The organism is Pseudomonas sp. GV085, from assembly GCF_003050925.1.
In the GTDB taxonomy this organism is placed as follows: domain Bacteria; phylum Pseudomonadota; class Gammaproteobacteria; order Pseudomonadales; family Pseudomonadaceae; genus Aquipseudomonas.
The window spans coordinates 344,885-366,398 of record NZ_QAOV01000002.1; the positions used below are offsets into that span (position 1 = coordinate 344,885).

20 protein-coding genes are annotated in these 21,514 nt (G+C 59.0%); 7 read left to right on the forward strand and 13 right to left on the reverse strand.

The window, feature by feature from the left end:
• Positions 1 to 371 precede the first annotated feature (371 nt).
• The 7 genes from C8K63_RS05445 to C8K63_RS05475 all read left to right on the forward strand — a co-directional run bounded on the left by C8K63_RS05445 (position 372) and on the right by C8K63_RS05475 (position 6,161).
• Positions 372 to 1,193, forward strand: a complete 822-nt coding sequence (locus tag C8K63_RS05445; protein ID WP_108215757.1) for a transcriptional regulator — start codon at positions 372 to 374, stop codon at positions 1,191 to 1,193.
• On the forward strand, positions 1,190 to 1,672 hold the full coding sequence (locus C8K63_RS05450) for a hypothetical protein (RefSeq protein WP_108215758.1): 483 nt from the start codon (positions 1,190 to 1,192) through the stop codon (positions 1,670 to 1,672). The genes C8K63_RS05445 and C8K63_RS05450 overlap by 4 nt, the downstream gene beginning before the upstream one ends.
• A gap of 192 nt (positions 1,673 to 1,864) precedes the next feature.
• Positions 1,865 to 2,155, forward strand: coding sequence for a hypothetical protein (locus tag C8K63_RS05455; protein ID WP_108216079.1), 291 nt, complete (start codon positions 1,865 to 1,867; stop codon positions 2,153 to 2,155).
• 178 nt (positions 2,156 to 2,333) lie between these two features.
• Positions 2,334 to 2,666: a hypothetical protein gene (locus C8K63_RS05460; RefSeq protein WP_108215759.1), complete on the forward strand. Its 333-nt coding sequence runs from the start codon at positions 2,334 to 2,336 to the stop codon at positions 2,664 to 2,666.
• A gap of 127 nt (positions 2,667 to 2,793) precedes the next feature.
• Positions 2,794 to 3,759 carry a helix-turn-helix domain-containing protein gene (locus C8K63_RS05465; RefSeq protein ID WP_108215760.1) on the forward strand — a complete coding sequence of 322 codons (966 nt, stop codon included), beginning with the start codon at positions 2,794 to 2,796 and terminating at the stop codon, positions 3,757 to 3,759.
• Positions 3,760 to 3,994: 235 nt separating this feature from the next.
• On the forward strand, positions 3,995 to 5,590 hold the full coding sequence (locus C8K63_RS05470) for an EAL domain-containing protein (RefSeq protein ID WP_108215761.1): 1,596 nt from the start codon (positions 3,995 to 3,997) through the stop codon (positions 5,588 to 5,590).
• A 70-nt stretch (positions 5,591 to 5,660) separates the two neighbouring features.
• Positions 5,661 to 6,161, forward strand: coding sequence for an outer membrane beta-barrel protein (locus C8K63_RS05475; RefSeq protein WP_046037049.1), 501 nt, complete (start codon positions 5,661 to 5,663; stop codon positions 6,159 to 6,161).
• Between the two features lie 223 nt (positions 6,162 to 6,384).
• On the opposite strand, the gene C8K63_RS05480 is transcribed toward C8K63_RS05475, so the two are convergent.
• From C8K63_RS05480 to C8K63_RS05545, 13 genes are all read right to left on the reverse strand, one after another.
• On the reverse strand, positions 6,385 to 6,660 hold the full coding sequence (locus C8K63_RS05480) for a type II toxin-antitoxin system RelE/ParE family toxin (protein ID WP_108215762.1): 276 nt from the start codon (positions 6,658 to 6,660) through the stop codon (positions 6,385 to 6,387).
• Positions 6,660 to 6,932, reverse strand: a complete 273-nt coding sequence (locus C8K63_RS05485; protein ID WP_108215763.1) for a CopG family ribbon-helix-helix protein — start codon at positions 6,930 to 6,932, stop codon at positions 6,660 to 6,662. The genes C8K63_RS05480 and C8K63_RS05485 overlap by 1 nt, the downstream gene beginning before the upstream one ends.
• 179 nt (positions 6,933 to 7,111) lie before the next feature.
• Positions 7,112 to 8,722: a mechanosensitive ion channel family protein gene (locus tag C8K63_RS05490; RefSeq protein WP_108215764.1), complete on the reverse strand. Its 1,611-nt coding sequence runs from the start codon at positions 8,720 to 8,722 to the stop codon at positions 7,112 to 7,114.
• 256 nt (positions 8,723 to 8,978) lie between these two features.
• Positions 8,979 to 9,434 carry a YMGG-like glycine zipper-containing protein gene (locus C8K63_RS05495; protein WP_108216080.1) on the reverse strand — a complete coding sequence of 152 codons (456 nt, stop codon included), beginning with the start codon at positions 9,432 to 9,434 and terminating at the stop codon, positions 8,979 to 8,981.
• A 189-nt stretch (positions 9,435 to 9,623) separates the two neighbouring features.
• On the reverse strand, positions 9,624 to 9,986 hold the full coding sequence (locus C8K63_RS05500) for a DUF6124 family protein (RefSeq protein ID WP_108215765.1): 363 nt from the start codon (positions 9,984 to 9,986) through the stop codon (positions 9,624 to 9,626).
• Positions 9,987 to 10,478: 492 nt separating this feature from the next.
• Positions 10,479 to 11,189 carry an NAD(P)H-dependent oxidoreductase gene (locus C8K63_RS05510; RefSeq protein ID WP_108215767.1) on the reverse strand — a complete coding sequence of 237 codons (711 nt, stop codon included), beginning with the start codon at positions 11,187 to 11,189 and terminating at the stop codon, positions 10,479 to 10,481.
• A 79-nt stretch (positions 11,190 to 11,268) separates the two neighbouring features.
• Entirely contained in the window at positions 11,269 to 12,684 is a 1,416-nt protein-coding gene (locus C8K63_RS05515) for an aldehyde dehydrogenase family protein (RefSeq protein ID WP_108215768.1), read from the reverse strand.
• A complete protein-coding gene (locus tag C8K63_RS05520) occupies positions 12,677 to 13,867 on the reverse strand; it encodes a pyridoxal phosphate-dependent aminotransferase (protein ID WP_108215769.1) in 1,191 nt (396 codons plus the stop codon). Before C8K63_RS05520 ends, C8K63_RS05515 begins: the two co-directional genes overlap by 8 nt.
• 24 nt (positions 13,868 to 13,891) lie before the next feature.
• Complete coding sequence (locus C8K63_RS05525; protein ID WP_108216081.1) at positions 13,892 to 15,499, reverse strand: 5-guanidino-2-oxopentanoate decarboxylase; 1,608 nt, start codon at positions 15,497 to 15,499, stop codon at positions 13,892 to 13,894.
• A 10-nt stretch (positions 15,500 to 15,509) separates the two neighbouring features.
• Positions 15,510 to 17,609 carry an acetate--CoA ligase family protein gene (locus tag C8K63_RS05530; protein WP_108215770.1) on the reverse strand — a complete coding sequence of 700 codons (2,100 nt, stop codon included), beginning with the start codon at positions 17,607 to 17,609 and terminating at the stop codon, positions 15,510 to 15,512.
• 18 nt (positions 17,610 to 17,627) lie between these two features.
• Entirely contained in the window at positions 17,628 to 18,788 is a 1,161-nt protein-coding gene (locus C8K63_RS05535; RefSeq protein WP_108215771.1) for an acyl-CoA dehydrogenase family protein, read from the reverse strand.
• Between the two features lie 91 nt (positions 18,789 to 18,879).
• On the reverse strand, positions 18,880 to 19,671 hold the full coding sequence (locus tag C8K63_RS05540) for an enoyl-CoA hydratase/isomerase family protein (protein WP_108215772.1): 792 nt from the start codon (positions 19,669 to 19,671) through the stop codon (positions 18,880 to 18,882).
• Positions 19,672 to 20,012: 341 nt separating this feature from the next.
• Positions 20,013 to 21,425: an amino acid permease gene (locus tag C8K63_RS05545; RefSeq protein WP_108215773.1), complete on the reverse strand. Its 1,413-nt coding sequence runs from the start codon at positions 21,423 to 21,425 to the stop codon at positions 20,013 to 20,015.
• Between the last annotated feature and the right edge of the window lie 89 nt (positions 21,426 to 21,514).

The window sequence follows — 21,514 nt, forward strand, 5'->3', positions numbered from 1 at the left end:
CTGAAATAGAAGCCTGTCGCAACAGCGAGGTTAGTTCATTCAGACGTGGCTCCGCGCAATCCCACCCGCCCGAGCTTGCAGTTTTCGGATAGCGCAGATAATCCATTCCAAGCATTATTCACGGTGTCCAAATCAAAAGCCGTGGGTCATCCAGCAATGCTTTTCCCTTGTTTGATTCAACTGATACCTCTGACAGGCCGGGCTGCTTGCCGCACGGCACGCCTCTGAAACGAGCCAGTCCGGCATTGTAAATGTGACACACAGTGCACCTTCCGCCTGGCCCTCATCTTCGTTCACCTCGCAGACCAGAATGCATCGAGCCAAATCCGGCCCCTATACTCAGGCCAGTACCGCCTGAACGGAAGATTTCTATGAGCTACACCTTCAAGTTGAAAAATGGCGCCGTGGCGGTATTCGACCCGGACAGCGCCATGCTTTCCATTACAACACCCCATGGAGATGTACAAAATTCCACGTTAGGTAGAGCTGAGTCGCGTCTGTTGGACCTGCTGCTCACGGAGCCAGGTGTCACTAAAAGCCGCGATGAAATCATCGAGTACACCTGGAATGACCGCGTGGTTGCCTCCGGCAGTTTGAACCAAACGGTTTTCTCGCTACGCAATATTCTCAATGACAGTCGGGATCACGAGATCCTGATGACTGTTCCTCGACGCGGATACTGCTTCAACCGGCATTGTGTAGTCGATGCAGCAGCAGATGTACCAGCACCCTCAGAGCAAACAGTCCAGCCACCCGCCCCCATCCCTGGACAACTACCGCCACCTGGTAGTGATGGGCTGCTTGCGCCCTCAGGTAAAACCAATAAATCCACTCGCATTACAAAGGCCCAGCTGATCGCTTATATGGTTACGCTGGCAGTCGTTGCCTTTACTATTTTTCAATTCGACTTCGACACGCCAAGAATTGAAATTTCCAGCGTCGACAAGAATGGACTGGTCATTCACGCCGTGGGCAGCGATCTTGCCGAGGCTCAAGCGCTCATGGATCTGTCGGTCAAACAAACTGAACAGTTACCGCCAAACCTGAAGGGCCAGGTCTGGATCAACCTGTATAAAGCCAATTATTCCGTTTCGTGCATTCGCCCGGATCTAAGCACTGCAAATCTGCAATTGAACAGCAGCGAAAGAGACCTCGCCTTGATGATTCGTCAATGTCTGGAAGTCACCTTATGAAGTTCGGAATTCCGCAAGCCGTTCACTGGCCCCTTATAGGCTTGATCAATGCATTGTGCATTTTCTCTTTTGTCTATTCACCTTCGCACTACATGGAAAATACCAGTTACCAGACAAAATCCCGACAATGGCTGGAGGATCTCAATCAACTCAACACCGAAGAGTACCTCACTATCGGGCATGGTCGACTCACGGGGACTACGCTTGAAAGCCTGAATGGAAAAATCCGCAATGCGACCATCTCGGCGAATATAATCGGAGAAAACAATACACACGTCGAGATAAAAGTCAGCAATATCAAACTCAGCCAGGACAATGAACTTTTTGCCATTGAAAAGACCCCTGACCTGTTTTTCAGACGTCAATATGTCTTGCAAGAAGGCGCCATTCTAAACTACGAATTGATCCCGACCCAGGATAAAAACGCCGTGTGTTTTTACATCCATGAACTTGGCCGCTTGCGCTGCATGAACCATTAATCGGGCTGCCACAGCGACTCGATGCCCGCCTGGCACAGCGTCACATCAAAGAATTCTCAAACAAAAATAATACTTATTGATTTGAATCAAACGCCTCTCCTGCCAAAAATCCCTCGCCGATAATCCTTGGAGTCGAGCCTGCTTGATTCTCGTCCGGGACAATGCCCTATACAGGAGAATCAAGTGAACGCCATGCATTTCCTGCGAACCCATCATTCGACGACTTTCGGATTCCTGGGGGTTGTATTTTTGTCTGCCATGCCACTTTATTCGTTAGCTCACGACGAGCACTCCGTCGAAAGCACGACCATTGAATATTACGAAATCGAAACAACCCCGGATGATCGCCAGAAACTATCGCATCTGAAAATCCATAGTGAGAATGAGTATCACACGGACGATCAGGACAGTGATTTTCCTCTCTCCACCCCACCACAAGGTGATACCGGCACGAGTTACGCCAGCTCGCTCATATTACTCTGACGTGCAGGGTGTAACCCGGTGCAAGCAGTGTTTTGACCATTCTGACGACCTCATAAATATGAGTTATTGACTTTGGCAGACTCCATCGGGGTGAGATTATTTTCAGGCCAGGTCGTGGCAGAGATGCAGCTGACATTCTGCTCTGCCTGAATAAACTGTTCATAAGGAAATCGCCTCGATGCTACTGAAAAACTTCGTCACCGTGTCGTTTGGTTTATTGCTTTCTCTCAAGGCCATGGCCGACGACAAGGGTGTCTACAGTACCAAATTGACGAGTGTTGAAACCAACAAGAAGGTCCCAAGTGCAGTGAAAACCAGCTATCAGGTAAAAACCGGTTATCGTATTGACAACTTTTACGCCTTTACAGCTGCAGCCATTGACCCGATGAAACCCCAATCGCAGATCTTCAGTTCGGAAATTGACCCGCGCAACGTTCAACACATGGACGATTCACCGTTGGGCAGCAAGTATGCATTTTCGGCGGAGCTGGAACTGATCCGGGGACTCTGACAACCCGTTCAAAGCCAATGGCAATGGGGTCGATCTCACCGACAGCAAGGACGCCGAATCGCGTATCTTCTCCATGACTGCCCGCCAGGCTTGACCCTAATCATTTAACAGATGAGCCTTCAATTTCATGAGTATCGCACCGCCCGACGAGATCTTTCATTTGTCTTCTGCCTTGCCGAGCCAACTGAACAGAACAATAGGCAAATGGGAAATGAGCCTTATTCCGACCGAGCAAGAGGCGCGCATTCGGCAACATAAACTCTTTCACAGCCCGGAGCTGCAGTGCAGTCGCCTTGAGTTCGACTCATCCGTGACGCTGGTCAGTACTGTCCCTGCCGGATTCGTGACATTCGCCATCTCGCAGCCCCCGATTGGACGCCCCGTCGTAAACAATCACAAACTACGGCCTGACGAAATCATCGTACTGCACAGCGATGAATCGGTGCATTACACTTGCGAGCCGAATGAAACACTTTTCAGCATAACCACAACACTGGAAAACTATGACCGGTGCCGCCAACATCACGCTGTCATAGATATACTTGCCAACAGAACACAACACAGCTTCCAGGCTGAAAACTTTCAATTCATACAATCTGCCGTTCAAGCCATCAGCGCTTGCTGTGGCGACATCAACGACTCTGATTCTTCACAGCACAGCGAAGCAGAGGGTTCCGCGATTGAACGTGCCGTGCTTGCTGCTCTATTGCAGTCGTTGACACCCGCTGGTGGCTTCAGCCGTAAAGTCCCGACAAGAAGAAAGGTGGCGATAGAAGCCATAGAGTACATTCATGAAAACACAAAAAAAACGCTCACTATAAAATCGCTGGTAAGGCAACTTGATACCACCACTCGCACCCTGCATTTTGGCTTTATTGAAACGTTCGGGATGTCGCCAATCGCTTACATCAGAAACCTGAGACTCGCCAGTGCCCGCCGCGATCTGATTAATAAAACGTGGCCCACCGTGACAGAAACCGCGATGTTCTGGAATTTCCACCATCTGGGTCGATTTTCCAAGGCGTATCAGATTGCTTACGGAGAGACTCCGTCAGAAACGGCCAGGCGCAACTCAGCCAAGCCCTGCAAATGATGATTAATAATTTCCTTTGATTAACCACAGGGACCCACCATTGCTTATTTGCCCATTCAAGGAAATAAGCATGCATCATCGAATAAACACACTGCCGCTCAAGCAGAAAATCATTCTGTGCATTACCGCCTATGCCAGCGGCATCTTATTGGCAGGGGTAATTGACTGGTACTGAAGACGTTTAATCCGCGACTACAGGGTGCACAGTGAAATATTGATACCTCGGGGTTTTTCGATGATTGCCGCATATAAAGCGTTACCTGGAAGGCACGCAGTCACTGTATGCCTGATTGCTGCGACGTGCTGGGCTGCATGGTTCTGTGCTGGAGGACTGGCTGAGCAATTCATCGCTCGGAAGTTGAATAACGTTTCTGCCGATCTGCGTGCGGCTCAAGTAGAACCTAATGCGCAGATCGACAAAGTACTGGAAACCCTCGGCGATCTCGATCGTTCGGGCCAGGAATGCTCCGCCGAGCAATATTCACAACTGGCCGACCTGGTCAAGAACCTGCGATTTGTCGATCAAGCGGCAATTCAGTTGCCCAATGGCAAGATCTGTTCCTCCTACGGACAAGAACTCCCTTCAGTACTGGCAGGTAATGAGAAGCGCAAGTTCTCAATTGGAAGACGAACTTATTGGGTAGGTTCCGACCACGCAGCTTCTGCGGACACCGACTTCATCATTGTGTCGGAACAGTCAACCTACGTCTGGGCAAACAAGAAGATCCTGCTCGACAACTTGAAGTTTCCCGAGGACCTGCAACTGGACCTGATCGGCCCCGGCGGCGCAGTGCCCATTGCCTCCACGGGCCCTCGGCCGCTGGCGATGCAGAAGCCGTTTCACCTTGAAGAACTGGTTACCTCGGCAGACAAGGTCCTGATCGCCTTTGCGGGCAACCGAAATGAACTGATCTCGGTCATTTCTCTTCCATTGAACTACCTGACAAGTCTCAAATTCAAATTATTCATTGGCCTTGTGTGCGTGTTCGCAGCGCTGCTCTTGCTCGCAAGGTGTATTCAACGACATTACACCTCTATCGCCGTACGGCTTCGCAATGCCATAAAAGCCAACACGCTGGGTGTTCACTACCAGCCTATCGTTAACTTGACGACGGGCTATCTGGTGGGCGCCGAAGCACTTTCTCACTGGAGCGACAACGGCACCCACGTGCCTGCGGATGTTTTCATTCCAGTGGCAGAAAAATCTGACTTGATCCGCAAACTGACGCGCTCGGTGATTCGACAAGTGGCTGAGGATTACAGCACCTACCTTTGGGCGTGCAAGGACTTCTACATTACGGTCAATCTTTGCGCCCAGGATATTCAGGACCCGAGCTTCCCAGACTATGTGGCCAGCGTGCTGGCAACCTACAACATGCCTGTGTCCGCCATGGCCTTTGAAATCACCGAAAGGACGATGCTCGATCAGAAGCCTGCCGCCATGCAATTGCGACGGCTTCGTGCGTGTGGACATCGCATTGCCGTGGACGACTTCGGTATCGGCTATTCCAACCTCTCGCTTCTGGATTCGGTGCCTTTCGACATTCTGAAAATAGATCGCTCATTCATCGCAGACGACAAGATCGCTGCCGAGGATGCCTTGTGGCGACACATTGCCCGGTTGGCCAAATCGCTAAGACTCAAGGTCGTGGCCGAAGGTGTCGAGACTCAGGAGCAACTGCCGCATCTGGTTTCGGAGGGGGTTGTATTGGCGCAAGGCTGGTTGTTCTGCAAAGCGCTACCTGTTCAAGCACTGGCAAGACGCTACTTTCAATGCCCGGCAAACATCCCGCCTCACGACGCAAAAATATCAATCAATGACTTCTATTAACCCCTCACGGCCCCTCAAATGCTCGCCGAACCCTAACACCTGACAAACCTGTACAAGGACTCCACCACACATGCTACTTCGAAACCTTGGCTTCGCTTCACTGCTATCGTTGTTGTCTTTTCAGGCGCTCGCCGATGACAAAGGTTTATATCTTGGAGCTGGCGTAAGCAGCATACAGACCGACGAATCCAGACTGGACGACGACGACACCAGCTACAAGGTTTATGCCGGGTATCGCGTCAATAGTTACCTGGCCTTCGAGGGGGCCTACGTCGACCTGGGTCAATTCAAGGACAAGAATGTCGATTTCGAAGGCAAATCGGCTCAGGCTGCCGCCCATGTCGGCTTTCCCCTGGGCGATCGGATGCGGGTATTCGGCAGTGTCGGTGCTCACGCCTGGGACGCCGACGGCAATGCCACCGACGACGATACCGGGGTTGACCTGACCTACGGTGTGGGCCTTGAGGTCGATGTCTTTCGCAACATCGGCCTGCGCGCTGAATACGAAGTCCTGGAGGTCGGCGAGATCGACCTGAACCAGACGACCGCATCCGCCTATATGCTTTTTTAACACCGCTACAACTGAGCGGCCTTGCCGGTCGCTCAACGCACTCTGCGCAACGCGCATTCCCCGCCCCGCCTGCTCCCGCGATGACTTCTTGCACCCGACATCCTGACAGATCACCCCGCTCAATGACCGAGTACTGGAGATCGGCAGCCCCCGCGCCAGTCAACTGATGAGGGAAAGTGGATTTTGAAGGCTGGACCTGAGATTCGCCCCTTGCTTGCAGGCGCTATCGATGCTCGCGTGTATGCCACAAGCGCAGCAGATAGATCGTTGAATGCTGAATTTCATATCGAAGTTCATAGTGGCCGATCAGAATTCGCCGCACATCCCGTGGGTCGAACTCCTCCAGACGCTCTCCAATGCGCGGGTTGGCCAGCAACGTGCCTGGAGCAGCAATCAGCTGTTGAACCGTATGGGCAGCGGCAGGTTGATTGACGGAGGCTAGAAACTCGTACAAACGGGCTACATCAGAAAGCGCCTTGTCAGTCCACTTCAACTCCATCAGCGCGGCACCGGTAACGGAGATTCTGTGCTGAGACTTTCGGCCCATGCCTGGACAGCCTGATGGTCGATAACACGACCGGCATCCACATCGGCCAAGGCTTCACGGGTCAGACGACTGCGTTCTTCTTCCTGATCCAGCCACGCCGACAGGGCCTGCTTGACGATCCAGTTTCTAGAGCGATCCAGACGCTCAGCGAGCTGATCAACCCGTTCGGCCAGGTCAACCGGGACGTGTGCCGTCACTGAGCGGGTTTTGACGGTAGTAGCCATGACATTTGCTCCAGTGCCGCGAGATGCAGCAGATACCGGTTAACGTTATTCAGATTGCTTCAATATGAACCAGATTAAATCACATCTGATAACCCAGGGTGGTCAAGCACGATAGGTGGTCATCGCGCATAGCATGCAGCCCAAGCTCGATCATGTTGCGAACTCCCTTTCAGACGTAATCAGGATTCCTTCGATTCCTGCGCGGGGGCCGGGTACCACTTGTCCCTGGGCACCCATTTCTCCTGTTGTGGATCGCCCAGATAGTGCGGCGACATGATCTGCACACCATACTCATTGAACACATCCTGGATGTTGGCGTGCAGCATGCTCAGCAGCACAGCGCGCGGCCGTGGCTGGCTGGGGATGGCCTGGGCCACCAATCGGTATTCCGGGTAGAAGTCCGACAATGCTGTCTGGAATACCTGGGCCGGCGGCACTTCGAGAACTCCCGGCGTGCGTTTTGCGGCCTCCAGCAACATCGCCTCCACCTGCCGCCACGGCGTGTCGTAGCCGATGGTCACGACGGTGTCGACCACGTAGCCGGGGCCTTGTACCACTCGCGAATAGTTCTTGGTGACGGTGCCGGTGATCATCGAGTTGGGCAGGGTCAGCACCTCACCCAGGCCGGTGCGAATGCTGGTGGTAAACATGCCCAATTCGGTCACCGTGCCTTCGTAGTCGCCAATGCGCACGAATTCGCCGGGGCGCAGGGTTCGGGTGTAGGTCAGGATCAAACCCGCCGCTGCCTGGCCCACCACGCTGGTGGCGCCCAGGGAAATCATCAGGCCGATCAACACCGACAAGCCTTTGAAGGCATCGGTGCCCGCACCCGGCAGGTACGGATAGGCCATGGCCAGGGCAAACAGCCAGATCGCCAGGGACGTCAGGCGTTGGGTGGGTTGCAGGGTTTCATGGTTCAGCCAGCTCAGGGTTCCCGGTACAGCCATGCGCCGCAGTATCCGCCGCATGAAGGCGGTTGCGCCGCGGGCGATAAAGAAGATCGCCAGCGCCACGCCCAGCCCGGGTATGGCGCCGACAATCCCTTGCAGCAGATAACCGCCGAGCTCCAGCAGATAGTTATTGAGGCTTTCGCCCCAGGGACGGGTATAGGGAAAGCGTGACAGGACAAAGCCCAGCCATTCGTAGGTAAACAGCATCACGACGATCCAGCGCACCAGCTCCAACAGGCGACTGGCCAGCGGATACAGGAAATTGGCGTCGACCAGCGGAACCCGTCCGACCTTCAGGGCCTGGGTGTGCCGATGCATCAGTTCGGGCAGTTTCTTCAGCACTTTGCGCCGCACAAACAACATACCGAACAGCAAACCTATATAAACGCCGGTGGCGATCAACGCGGCGACTGCGGAGCGCAGAATCAATTGCAGGTTGCGGGCTTCCCGGGTTTCGGCAATGACCTGACGCAGCTTGGCAGCCGCGGCTTCGGCGGCCTGCTGTACCGAGTCGTATTCGGTCCCGTCGATATCCTTGGGCGAAACAATAAAGGCGCGCCGGCTACCCAGCAGCACCATGTAGCTTTCCATGATCGGGTCGATGGCGACATTGAGATCGTCGGCATCATCCAGCGCCTCACCGATCACCGCTTTCGCCCGTTTGACCCGCGAGGCCGGGGCTTCACCGAGGGTGGTCGCGTGAAACGCCATGATGGTGCGGTTGGCCACTTTCAATTCTACGGGAGCATCGACCACTTTCGGTGCGTCTTCGGCCCACAATTGCACCGACACAAACATCCCGAAGACAGTAAACATTACAGCGAGCAGCCTGCTCCGCATGTGTCGGATCCTTACGTCACGAAATTCAGATCGAGGGTACGTATCGCAGCGTAGTTCACCGATGAACGGTTGTCAGATTGGAGCTACAGGCAGTTTCCTTACCCGTCTGCCTCCTTGAAACAGAGAGCTCGAGGATCCTGTAGGAGCGAGCTTGCTCGCGATAAACCGGAGAGCACTGCGGGGCACCTGCCAACCAGCGTTATCGTTGACGACCATCGCGAGCAAGCTCGCTCCTACGGTGTGTTCTGTGCCCGACTCAAGGATTGACCTGATAACCCTTGCCCTGCAAACAACTGCTGTAGGCCGATGCAGTGTTCGTTTGCGTGGTTTTCGATTGCTCCCGGCGTTCCTGACGCTGGCGTGAACCACCGACAACCATACCGGCCGCGGCGGTTTCCTTGGCGCGGTCCTGGCGGACGTTCTGTTTCACGTCACTGTCGACACGATCATCAAACGCATCGTGCTGATTACTGCGCACACCAGACGCCACGGCGCCGGCAGCAGCCCCCGCGGCCGCCCCTTTGAGCCGCCCGCCGGATGGCGTCGAAGACGTCGATGTAGCCTGACTGTTGGCGATGCTGTTGCATTCGTTAATGTCGGCCTGGGTTTGTTGCGAACTCTGCCCTTTCATCGGCACCACCGATTGCGCCCATCCCGGGCTACTCAAAATCGACAATGCGATACACAGGCTGACCGGTGAAAACCTTTTCATGATGACCTCCGGCAGGCTTGCCACAACGGGCAAGCCTTTGGGTCGACTGGCGGCGGCAAGCGACGCCATGCGTCGCCTGCCGATCGGGTGGAGCAACTGAAAAGTGTAGTTCAACGGCCCCTCAGAGAAAGACTTCCGAACAAGCGGTTGGAGTCGTGTAGGAGCGAGCCTGCTCGCGATGGCGGCGTGTCAGACAAAATAGACGTCGACTGACACTACGCAATCGCGAGCAGGCTCGCCGAGCATGATCACTTGCGCAATGCCCAGCAGCGCATTGCGGCTGGTTCCTTGCAGATGGTCCACCAGATCGTTGGCCATGACATTGGCCGACGCCAGCGATTCACAGGCGTGCACCAGTAAGGTTTCGACATTGAGTTCGGGATTGACGATGAACATGGAGCTGGGTTTTCGCGGCGTGGCCATGATGCCGGGGCCGGGGTTGAGGTAATGATCGAGGGCGCGCTCGGCGGCTTCGTGGAGTTTCTGGAAGTCGAGGGTTTCGTGCGGGGATATCGGATCAGTGTCCGGCGGGTTGGGTGTGACTTTGAACATAGTGAAACTCCATATGTGATAAATGGAGCCATCACTCTCGCTACCAAACGATGGGTGGTGGCCATACGAAGGTTGGTAGACCGGCCCACATGGAAAAACCGGCGCGCCCGAGAGCGCCCTACGCATGGACACCATTAAAACAATTGCCAAAAAGGCGCCTGTCCATAGGTGATGCTACGCGTATGTGGAAAACGGGCTACCAAACCCGATCGCTGCTGTTTTGCAGCGACCGGTCAACGATAGAACCCGCCCCCAAGACGCACAAGCCGGCGGATTCTGGAGTAGCTGTAGGCAATGACGCAAGCCGTTGTAGCTTGCGGGAAGTAACGCTGACAGCCGCTAAACAACCCCCTTAAACACACACCAATAGGACAGCCAATACAAAGAACTGTAGGAGCGAGCCTGCTCGCGATGAGGGTATCAGCTTCAACATCCATGTTGGCTGAGCCACCATCGCGAGCAGGCTCGCTCCTACAGGGTATGTGGTGTTAGTCAGGCATTGGTGGTCAGTGGATAGAGCTTGTCATCGAACTGCGCCAACTTCGGAAATACCAGTGGTTGGTCGTCGCTCAAGTGCTGCAAACGCTGGCTGTAATCAACCAGAAATTGCTGGCGCGCCTCGTCACTGATGTACGGCACATGCCAGGCCACGAACGGTTCCAGCACATCGAACCCGACGTAAGCCAGGGTGCCACGCAGGATCGGCCGCAGCATGTCCTCCAGCGGGCCATGAATCGCGCCTTCGCCGAACATGTGTTCGCGCCCGCCCAGGGTCACGGTCACCAGTGCCTTCTTCCCAGCCAATCCGCCCTGATCATAGAAACGCTTGCCGCCGTAGCAGATGCCCGACACCAGCACCCGGTCGATCCAGCCCTTGAGCATCGCCGGGGCGGAGAACCAGAAGATCGGGAAATTGAGGATCAGCAGGTCGGCCCACAACAATTTGTCCAGTTCGGCCTGAATGTCCGCCGCCAGCGACTGGCTCTTCACACCCAGGCGTTGTTCCAGGGCATAGACCAGGTACTCGGGGTTTTCCCGATTCGAGAAGTCCGCGTCGCTGGCCACCGGGTTCCAGTTCATTTTGTACAGGTCGCCGACCTGCACTTCGTGGCCCTGGGCTTCGAGGGTCGCGACGGCCTGGTCCCGCAGGGCGGCGGTGAAGGATTGCGGTTCCGGGTGGGCGTGGACGATCAGTACTTTCATGGTGATTCCTTAGACTTTTCCCAGCGTATCGATTGAAGGTGTGGAGCAGTGGTTGATGAACAGTTCGAGTCACCAATCGTCACACCTGGATCGCCTTCACTTCGACGAATTCGTTCAACCCCTCCTCACCCCATTCGCGACCGTTACCCGACTGTTTGTAGCCACCAAACGGCGCCTGATAATTGAATGCCGCGCCGTTGAGGAAGCACTGGCCTGCACGCAGTTGGCGACCCAAATGCAAGGCGCGCTCGGCACTGCCGGCCCAGACGCCGCTGGACAGGCCGAACGGCGAGTCGTTGGCGATCTGGATCGCTTGTGCCTCATCGGTATAGGGAATCAGGCACAGCACCGGGCCGAAGATTTCTTCCTGGGCAATGCGCATGCGGTTGTCGACATCGGCGAACAGCGTCGGGCTGACATAAAAGCCGCGCTCGAACATTGACGGCGTGTCACCGCCGCACAGCAGTCGTGCGCCTTCCTGTTTGCCGACCTTGATGTAATCGAGCACGGTGCGTTTTTGCCCGGCCGAACACATCGGACCGAGGAAGCTTTGCGGGTCGAGGGGATCGCCCATGCGCAGGCTCAGGGTTTCCGCCAGCGCCAGTTCCACGGCCTCGGCGTAACGGCTGGCCGGCAGCAGCATGCGGGTCAACGCGGTGCAGGTCTGGCCGGAGTTGATCATCACGTCCTGCACGCCGTAGCGCACGGCCGCTGCCAGGTCGGCATCTTCGGCGATCAGCAGCGGCGACTTGCCGCCCAGTTCCAGGCACACCCGTTTCACCGAAGGCGCCGCCGCTTGCGCAACGCGAACGCCGGCGCCGGTGGAGCCGGTGAACGACACCATGTCCACGTCCGGATGTTTGGCCAGCGCTTCGCCGACTTTCGAGCCCGGGCCGCTGACCAGGTTGAACACCCCGGCCGGCAGGCCGATGTCCTCGATCATTTGCGCCAACAGGAAGGCATGCAGCGGGGTTTCCTGGCTCGGTTTGACCACCACTGTGCAACCGGCGGCCAGTGCCGGGGCCAGTTTGCCGATCAATTGATGCAGCGGGTAATTCCACGGGTTGATGAACGCGCAGACGCCCACGGCCTCGCGGATCACCAACGAGTTGCCGACTTCGCGCACTTCATCCATCAGTCCGGCCAGTTCGACGTACTGCTCAAGGCCGATGATCGGCCCGTCGACCTGCACCGAACGGCACCATTGCACCGGCATGCCCAGTTCCGTGGTGATGACCGAGGCCATCTCGTCGGCACGATTGCGCAGTTGATCGGCCAGTGCACGTATGTAACCGGCCCGCACGCTGGACGGCGTGCGCGACCATGAGGCGAAGGCCCGGCGTGCAGCCGCCACGGCATTTTCGACATCGAGTTCATCACCCAGCGGCACGCTGCCGCACACTTGCTCGGTGGCCGGGTTGATCACCTCGGCGATGCCCTGCCCCGAAGGTTTCTGCCAGCGACCATCAATAAACAACGCCTTGTGGTTAAGCATGTAGCTGAGCCTCCATCAGTTCTTGAGCACAATGGGCAATGCGCTGACAGGCATCGCGCAGCGGTTCGGCACCGACCACCAGACCGAGGCGAATGTGCCCCGCCGCGCTCGGACCAAAGGCCTCGCCAGCCAATACCGACACACCGTGGCGATCCAGCAGACGGTCGGCAAACGCCTGGGCGCTGAGCCCGGTCTGGCGGATATCGAGCATCACGAACATCCCGCCATCGGGTTTCAACGGCCGCGCGCCGGGGCAATCGGCCAGGCTGTCGCACACCAGATCGCGACGCTGGCGATAGGCTTCGCGCATGGCCTCGAGTTCCGGCAGGTTGCTTTCCAGGGCCACCACGGCGGCGTCCTGAATGAAATCCGGCGAGCCGTAGAGCATGCACAGCGCGAGGTTTTCCAGGTGCGCGGCCAGGGATGGCGGTGCCACCACCCAGCCGACGCGCCACCCGGTCATGGCGTGGGATTTCGACAGACTGTTGAGGGTCGCGGTGCGCTCGGCCATGCCCGGCAGGCTCGCCGGGCTGACGTGCTCGCCTTCGAACAGCAATTCGCTGTAGACCTCATCGGAAATCAGCCACAGGTCGTGGCCGATGCACAACTCAGCCAAGGCAGCCCAGGTGCTGCGCGGCAGACTGGCGCCGGACGGATTGTGCGGGCTGTTCAGGGCCAGTGCCCGGGTGCGCGGAGTAATGCGCGCGGCGACGTCTTCGGGCAGCACGCGGAAGCCGTTTTCCGAGCGCACCGGCACCGGCACCACCACGGCGCCGCAAGCCCCGAACACGGCTTCGTAGGTGACGTACATCGGTTCGGCGACGATCACCTCGTCACCGGGATTGAGCACGCATTGGGCCACGCTGAACAGCGCACATTGCGCCCCGGCCAGCACGGTGACCTGATCCGCCGAGACGGTTTGGCCGCTGCGCTGCTGATGACGTTTGGCAATGGCCTCACGCAGGGCACGCTTGCCGCGCACCTCGGCATAGTGAGTGTTGCCGCTGCGCAGGCTGTCGATGGCGCCCTGCACGATAGGCTGTGGCGTGTCGAAATCCGGATCGCCCACGGACAACAGCAGAATGTCTTCGCCCTGCTCGCGCAGTGCCAGGGCGCGGTAGTGAATATCCCACGCGGTGGCGCCGTCACCGGCGATACGTTGAGTCAGATCGGAAAAGCGCATGGCTTCATCCCCTTGAAATGCAAATCAATGCGCGCAGGCATGCTTGAGTTCGATCAAAGTCACGCCGTTACGCTTGAAGCCTTGGTGCAAGTCAGTCTGCAACTCGGCGAGGCTTTGCGGCTGGGTCACGGTGCAACCGAAGGCACGCGCGAGGGCGGCGAAATCCGGGTTGCGTGGCAGCACGCCGATGGGCTCGATATCCAGGCCGAGCATGTCGTCGCGGATCTGCCCCAGGGCGTCGTTGTTCCACAGCAGCACCACCAGCGGGCTGTCCAGTTCTTCAACAGCCGTGGCCAACTCCTGGGCGGTGTAGAGGAAACCACCATCACCCACCAGCACCAGGCCCGGCCGTTGCGGCGCGCCGAACTTGGCGCCGATCCCGGCCGGCAGGCCATAACCCAAAGTGCCGTAGCCGGTCGGGTGCAGCCAACTGCGGATCGCCAGGCTGTCGAAGGCGTAGTTGCCGGTGTAGGCCAGTTGGGTCATGTCGGTGCTGATGAAGGCGTTTTCCGGCAGCTCCATGGCGATACGGTCGAGGATCGATTGATGGATCGACTGCAACGGGCCGTGGCTGGCCTTGACCGCTTCGCGCAGGGTCGCGACCGAGGCAGTGGCGGCGCCAGCGTCGCGCACGTCGGTCGGCAAACGCTCAAGCAACCCACTGAGGGTTTGTTGTGCATCGCCATGCAACGCCACCGCGCACGGATAAAAGTCGTTGAACTTGCGCGGATCGATGTCGACACGCAGCAGTTCGGCGGTCAGCGGCAGGCGTTCACGCCAGTAGTCGGTGTCGGCCATTTCGGTACCGACCGCCAGCACCACGTCGGCCTCGGCGATCAGCTTCCAGCCCGGCTCCACACACAGGGATGAACCGGCGTTGAGCGGCGCATCCGGTGGCAGCAGGCCTTTGCCGGCGACGCTGGTGAATAGCGGCGCAGCGAGCCGGGTGCTGATGGCTTGCAGTTCTGAAGTGGCATTGAGCGCACCGCCACCGGCGATGATCATCGGCCGCTTGGCAGCCTTCAGTTTGGCCACAGCTTGATCGATGGCGTTGGCGGACGCCGGGCCGCGACCCGGGCGACGCACCACCTCATTGCTCCAGTCTCGGGCAATCGGCGCCGACAACACGTCCAGCGGCACCGAGATGTGCACCGGGCGCGGCCGTTCGCTGTCGAACACCGCGTAGGCACGGGCGATCAGTTCCGGCAGGTCTTCGGCGGTCAGCGCCACGGCGGAGAACGCGGTGATCGGCGCGGTCATCGCCCGTTGGTCCTGGCACTCGTGCAGACTGCCCCAGCCCTTGCCGAGGCTGGCGCTGTGGTTGACGCTGGAAATCACCAGCATCGGAATCGAGTCGGCGTAGGCCTGGCCAATGCCGGTGGCGGCGTTGGTCACGCCGGGGCCGGTGATGACGAAGCACACGCCGGGTTTGCCGCTGACCCGGGCATAGCCGTCGGCCATGAAACTGGCGCCCTGCTCATGGCGGGTCAGCACGTGGCGAATACCGCTGCCGGGCAAGCCGCGATACAGCTCCAGGGTGTGTACGCCGGGGATGCCGAACACGGTATCGACGCCGTAGTTGGCCAACAGACGCACCAGGGCCTGGCCACCGGTCAAGGTTTTGCTTTGCATATTCATGTCCTCACTCCTGGCCGAGGCGAATCAACGCATCGACCGCAGTTGTGCCATGGGCACCGACCAACAAAGGGTTCACATCGAGTTCGAGCAGTTGCGCGGCGTTCTGGCAGGCGTAGTCGGCCACGGCGCGGATCGCGCTCACCAAGGCGTCCAGGTCAGCAGGCTCGCGACCACGGAAACCTTGCAGCAACGGGGCGCTGCGCAAGCTGAGCAAGGCATTGCGGATCGCGCCGTCAGTGGTCGGCAGCAACAGGCTGCGACTGTCCTTGAGCAACTCCACCAGAATGCCGCCGGCACCGATCACCAGCGCGAGGCCGAAATCGTTTTCGCGTTTGATGCCGACGATCAGCTCAGCCAGTGGCGGCTTGGCCATGGGTTCGAGCAACAATTGATCGAGGGGTACGCCCGGGGCGTAAGCGGCAATGCTGCCGCGCATCTTCTCCAGTGCAGCGCTTAGCGCCGCGCCATCCTTGAGATTGAGCGCCACGGCGCCAGCCTCGGTCTTGTGCGGCAGCTGTGCGCTGACCGCTTTGAGTACCAGCGGATAGCCCAGGGTTTCGGCGTCCTTCAGGGCCTTGTCCGGGGTGCTCAATACGCCGTTGGGCGTTGGCAGGCCAAAGGCTTTCAACGCCTGTTTGGAGTTCCACTCATTGAGCAAACGCCCCTCACCTTCCAGCGCGTGCGGGCACAGCGGTACCAGTGCCGATTCACCCAAAGCCAACAAGGCCTGGCGGTTGCGCTGATAACCGGCAATGCGGCCCCACGCGGCCAAGCCATCTTCGACACCTTGCAAGGCCGCGACGCCTTGGGCGTGGAGACGCTCGCGGGCATGGGCCGGCAACAACTCGGGGAAGGCCGAGGTGACAAAACCGGTCTTGCCGTGGCATTGCAGTGCCGCGCAGTACAACTCCAGCAGCAGGTCGCATTCCTTGCGCTCGCCGGTGAACTCCGACGGGTAGTCGAGCACCAGCATCGCCGCGTCGGCCTCGGTGCGCAGCGCGCTGTCGAGCATGCGGTTCAAGGCTTCGCCGTCGCCCCAGATCGCCGTGGTGAAATCCAGCGGGTTGACCAGGTTGGCGTAGGTCGGCAGCACTTGCGCGAGTTCGCCGACCTGCCCTTGATCGAGTTTCGGCAGGCCCAGGTCGTTGCGTTCGGCGTAGTCGGCAATCAGCCCGGCGTCGCCGCCGGAACAGGCCAGCGCAATCAGGCTGTGACCCGCCGGCAGGTTGCCGCAGGCAGCGGCCTTCAGGGTTTCGACAAAGCTCACCGGGCCGCTGACGCGGATCACCCCGAGACGGTCGAACAACGCGTCGTACAGCGCATCGGAACCGGACAGCGAACTGGTGTGACTCAAGGCCAGTTCGGCGCCGATCTGCGACACGCCGGTTTTCAGGGCAATGATCGGGACGCCCTTCTCCAGTGCCTTGTGCGCGGCGCGGGCAAAACCCGGCACGTTCTTCAGGCCTTCCAGATGCAGGCCGATGGCGGTGACGCGCGGCTCGTCGAGCAACACGTCCATCAGTTCAGCGATTCCCAGTTGCGCCTGATTGCCGACCGAGGCCATGTAGGCCACTGGCAGCGAACGGTCGCTCATGGACAGGTTGTAGGCGAAGTTGCCGCTCTGGGTCAGCACCGCCACGCCCTTCTCCACCGCTTTGCCGCCATGGGCCACCGGCCACAGCGCGCAGCTGTGCAGGTAGTCGAGCAGGCCATAGCAGTTGGGGCCGAGCAAGGCCATGTCGCCAGCGGCCTTGAGCAGTCGCTGTTGCAGGGCCTGGCCTTCGGCACCGGTCTCGGCGAAGCCTGAGGCGTAGCAGATCGCGCCGCCCGCGCCGATGGCGGCCAGTTCGGCGACGCAAGTCAGGGTCAGTTCGCGGTTGGTGGCGATGAATACCGCATCGGGCCCGCAGGGCAGGTCGGCGATGTTGCGTACACACGGCACGCCTTCGAGGCTGTCGTGCTGCGGATTGACCAGCCACATTTGCCCTTGGTAGCCGCCCTCGGCGCAACGCTTGAGGGCGCGCGCCATGCTACGGCCGCCGACGAACGCCACGTGTTGCGGCGCGAGCATGCGTTTGAGGTTGTCACGAATGGTTTGGGACATGGGAATTCTCCGGGCCGATCAGCGCAGCAGCGGCCGCAGCAGCTCGCGGGAAATGATGTGGCGCTGGATTTCCGAGGTGCCTTCCCAGATCCGCTCGATCCGCGCGTTACGCCAGATACGCTCCACCGGACCTTCGTCCATCAGGCCCATGCCGCCGAAAATCTGCACCGCCTCGTCGGCGGCACGACCGAGCACTTCACTGGCGAACAGCTTGGCCATGCCGGCCTCGCCATCGGTCATGGTGCCCTGGTCCATTTTCCAGGCCGTGTGCAGGGTCAGCAGTTCCGCGGCGCGGATTTGCGTGGCCATGTCCGCGAGCTTGAACGACACGCCCTGGTAGGTGCCGATCGGCTGGCCGAATTGCTTGCGGTCCGCCGCCCATTGCAAGGACACATCCAGTGCGCGCTGGGCCTGACCGACGCAGTTGGCCGCGACCATCACCCGCCCGGCAGTCAGCCAGGCGTTGGCCACCTCCCAACCCTTGCCGACTTCGCCCAGCACTTTGCTGGCCGGCACCCGGCAGTCGTCGAAGAACATTTCGAAGGTGTGGTAACCGCGGTTGCTCACGCACTTGGGCCCACGGCGAATGGTCATGCCCGGGGTGTTGCGGTCGACCAGGAACGAGGTCACGGCGTTACGCTTTTTGCCGTTGTGCTCGTAAGTGTCGGTCACAGCGAAGACGATGGCGAAATCGGCATGGCCGGCGTGGCTGATGAAATGCTTGCTGCCGTTGAGAATGAAGTCGTCGCCCTCACGCACGGCGCGGGTCTTGATCGCATTGGCGTCGGAGCCGGCACCCGGTTCGGTCAGGGCGAAACAGTCGATCTTTTCACCCTGGATGCACGGCAACAGGTAGTCGTTGATCTGGTCGCCGGTACAGGCCATGAGGATTTTCGACGGCCGCGCGACAAACACGTGCAGCGCCCAGGACACCTTGGACAGCTCACGTTCGATCAGCGCCTGGGACAGATAGTCCAGGCCACCACCGCCCACTTCCTCAGGCATGTTGAAGGCGTAGAAACCGGCGGCAATCGCCTTGCCGCGAATCTGTGCCGCCAGTTCCGGGGACACCTCGTCGGCGCGGTCGACCTGCTCTTCATAGGGCAGCAGTTCCTTCTCGACGAAGCTGCGTACCGAGTCCACCAACATTTCTTGTTCTTGGGTCAGTTGGAAATTCATGGTGCTACCTGTTGTTCGTTAACGGCGTAATGGGGAGATGCTAAAAGCCTTCGCTGGCAAGCCAGCGCCTACAGATGGGTGTGCTAGCGGATTAGCGGCCGATAAAAGTTGCCGGGCGTTTTTCCATGGCGGCGCGCAGGGCTTCGTTGCCGTCTTCGCTGCGACCGCAGAGCAGGCCGGCGGCGAGTTCGGCTTGCAGTTGCTCCGCCAGGCTGCGTTCCGCGCCTTCACGCATGAGCTTTTTGGTCTGGGCGAAGGCGAAGGTCGGGCCACTGGCCAGGCGTGCGGCGAGTTCACTGGTAACGGTCAGCAATTGATCGTCGGCGCACACTTCGCCGACCAGACCGGCGGCCAGGGCACGGTCGGCGCCCCACATTTCGTCGAGGAACAACAGGCGCTTGGCCTGTTCGCTGCCGATCAAGCGCGGCAGGTGCCAACTGGCGCCGGCGTCCGGCGAGTACGCCATGCTGGTGTAGCCGGCCTTGAAGCGTGCCGATTGCCCGGCGATGCGCAGGTCGCAGCACAGGGTCAGGTCCATCCCTGCACCGACGGCGGTGCCGTTGATGGCGGCGATGGTGGGTTTTTCCAGACTGTGCAGGCGGGTCATCAAGGCGTGGGCGGTTTCGGTCCAGCCGTAGGTTTCCAGGGCGCCCCGGGCTTCGGCATCGGCCCATTCATCGAGGTCCGCGCCGGCGCAGAAACTGCGGCCGCTACCGGTCAATACCACCACGCGCACCGCCGGATCGGCGTTGAAAGCGTCGAGCAAGCCGTGCAGGTTTTTCAGCGTCGGAATGTCCAGCGCATTGCGCTGGGCAGTGCGGTTGAGGGTGATCCAGGCAACGCCTGCTTCAACCTGGCTGAGCAGCGACGATTGAGTGGTCATGGGAATCCTCGAATTATTTTGATGGGTCTGAGGTGATGCGACTTGAGGCCATACTAAACGAGTGTTCAGTAAGGCGGCAATCGGCGGAGAAATGGGCTGTAACAAGCTCAAAAATCATGTAACACATTGGTTTTATTGAATTATTTATAGATGGGCGAGCGTAAGCCGTTGGCGCTGTTACAACTTCGAACAACTGCCTACGCCCAGCACAAAACAACTGTAGGAGCGAGCTTGCTCGCGATGAACTTGAAAACGCCGCGGAGTGTCAGGTACCCAGCGTTATCGTTGACGACCATCGCGAGCAGGCTCGCTCCTACAGGGGAAACGGTTATCTGGAGGTGTCAGGCAGTCGGCAAGCTCGGCGCCAACGCGCCCTGACGCTTGCGATGGATCAGGAAGTAGGCGCCATAGCACAACGCAATGAAGCCAAAGCCCCAATACAGCGACGGACGCTGGGTCTCATCCAGGGCCAGGAACACGAACAGCGAGCAGCACAGCGTGATGCACATCAGCGGCAATACCGGGAACCACGGTGCGCGGTACTTCAGGTCGCTGAGTTTGCCGCCGTCACGCAGATAAGCCTTGCGGAACTTGTACTGCGCCAGCGCAATGACAATCCAGGTCACGGTGCCGGACATGCCGCTCACCGCCATCAGCACCATGAACAAGGTGTCGGCGGCGACGAAGCTGGTCATCAGCGACACCAGCGCGAAGCACAAGGTGATGCTCAAGGCGCGCAGCGGCACGCCACGCTTGCTCAATGGCGACAGACTTTTCGGCGCCATGCCGGTTTTCGACATCGCCCACAGGATGCGTGTCGAGGCATACAGGCCGGAGTTTCCCACCGACAGGATCGCCGTGAGGATCACGAAGTTCATCAGGTCGGCGGCGTAGGGAATGCCGACCATGTCGAACACCTGCACGAACGGGCTTTCCATCAGGCCGGCCTGCTGCCACGGCACGATGGCCGACAGCACGATGATCGCCAGCACGTAGAAGATCAGCACGCGGAACACCACGTTGCGTACGGCGCGGGGAATGCTCTTTTCCGGCTGATCGGTTTCACCGGCGGCCACGCCCATGATCTCGCAACCCTGGAACGCATAGACCACGGTCATCATCACCGCGAACACCGCCGACAGGCCGTTGGGGAACAGCGTATCGCCGATCAGGTTGGTCGCCATCGGCGCCGGTGCGCCACTGCTCAGGGGTATTACACCGAAGATCACCAGCACGCCGACCACGATGAAACCGAGAATCGCCGCGACCTTGATCCCCGAGAACCAGTATTCCGCCTCACCGAAAGCGCGGGTGGCCATGGCATTGATACCGAACAGCACCACCACGAACAGCGCCGACCAGTACCAGATCGGCACCGCCGGGAACCAGCGGGTCATCAGCATGCCAGCGGCGGTGAACTCCAGGCCCACGGTGGTGGCCCAACTCATCCAGTACACCCAACCGATCATGAACCCGGTGGCCGGGCCGATGTATTGGGTGGCGTGGGTCTGGAACGAACCGGAGACCGGCATCTGTACCGACAGTTCACCCAGGCAGACCATCACCAGGTACATCAGGAAACCCGCGACCAGGTAAGCCAGGATCGCCCCCACCGGGCCGCCCTGGTTGATGGTAACGCCGGAGCCCATGAACAACCCGGTGCCGATGACGCCGCCCAAAGACAGCATGAAAATGTGCCGGCTCTTCAGGGCGCGGGTCAGCTGTATGCCTTTACGATCAGTATTTTCGTTCATGTCGGCACCTCAGCAATCGGTGAGGTGTGCAGCGCGCGACAGGACGTCGCGGCGCAGGGTGGGATCGGCTTTACGGCAATTCATTATTA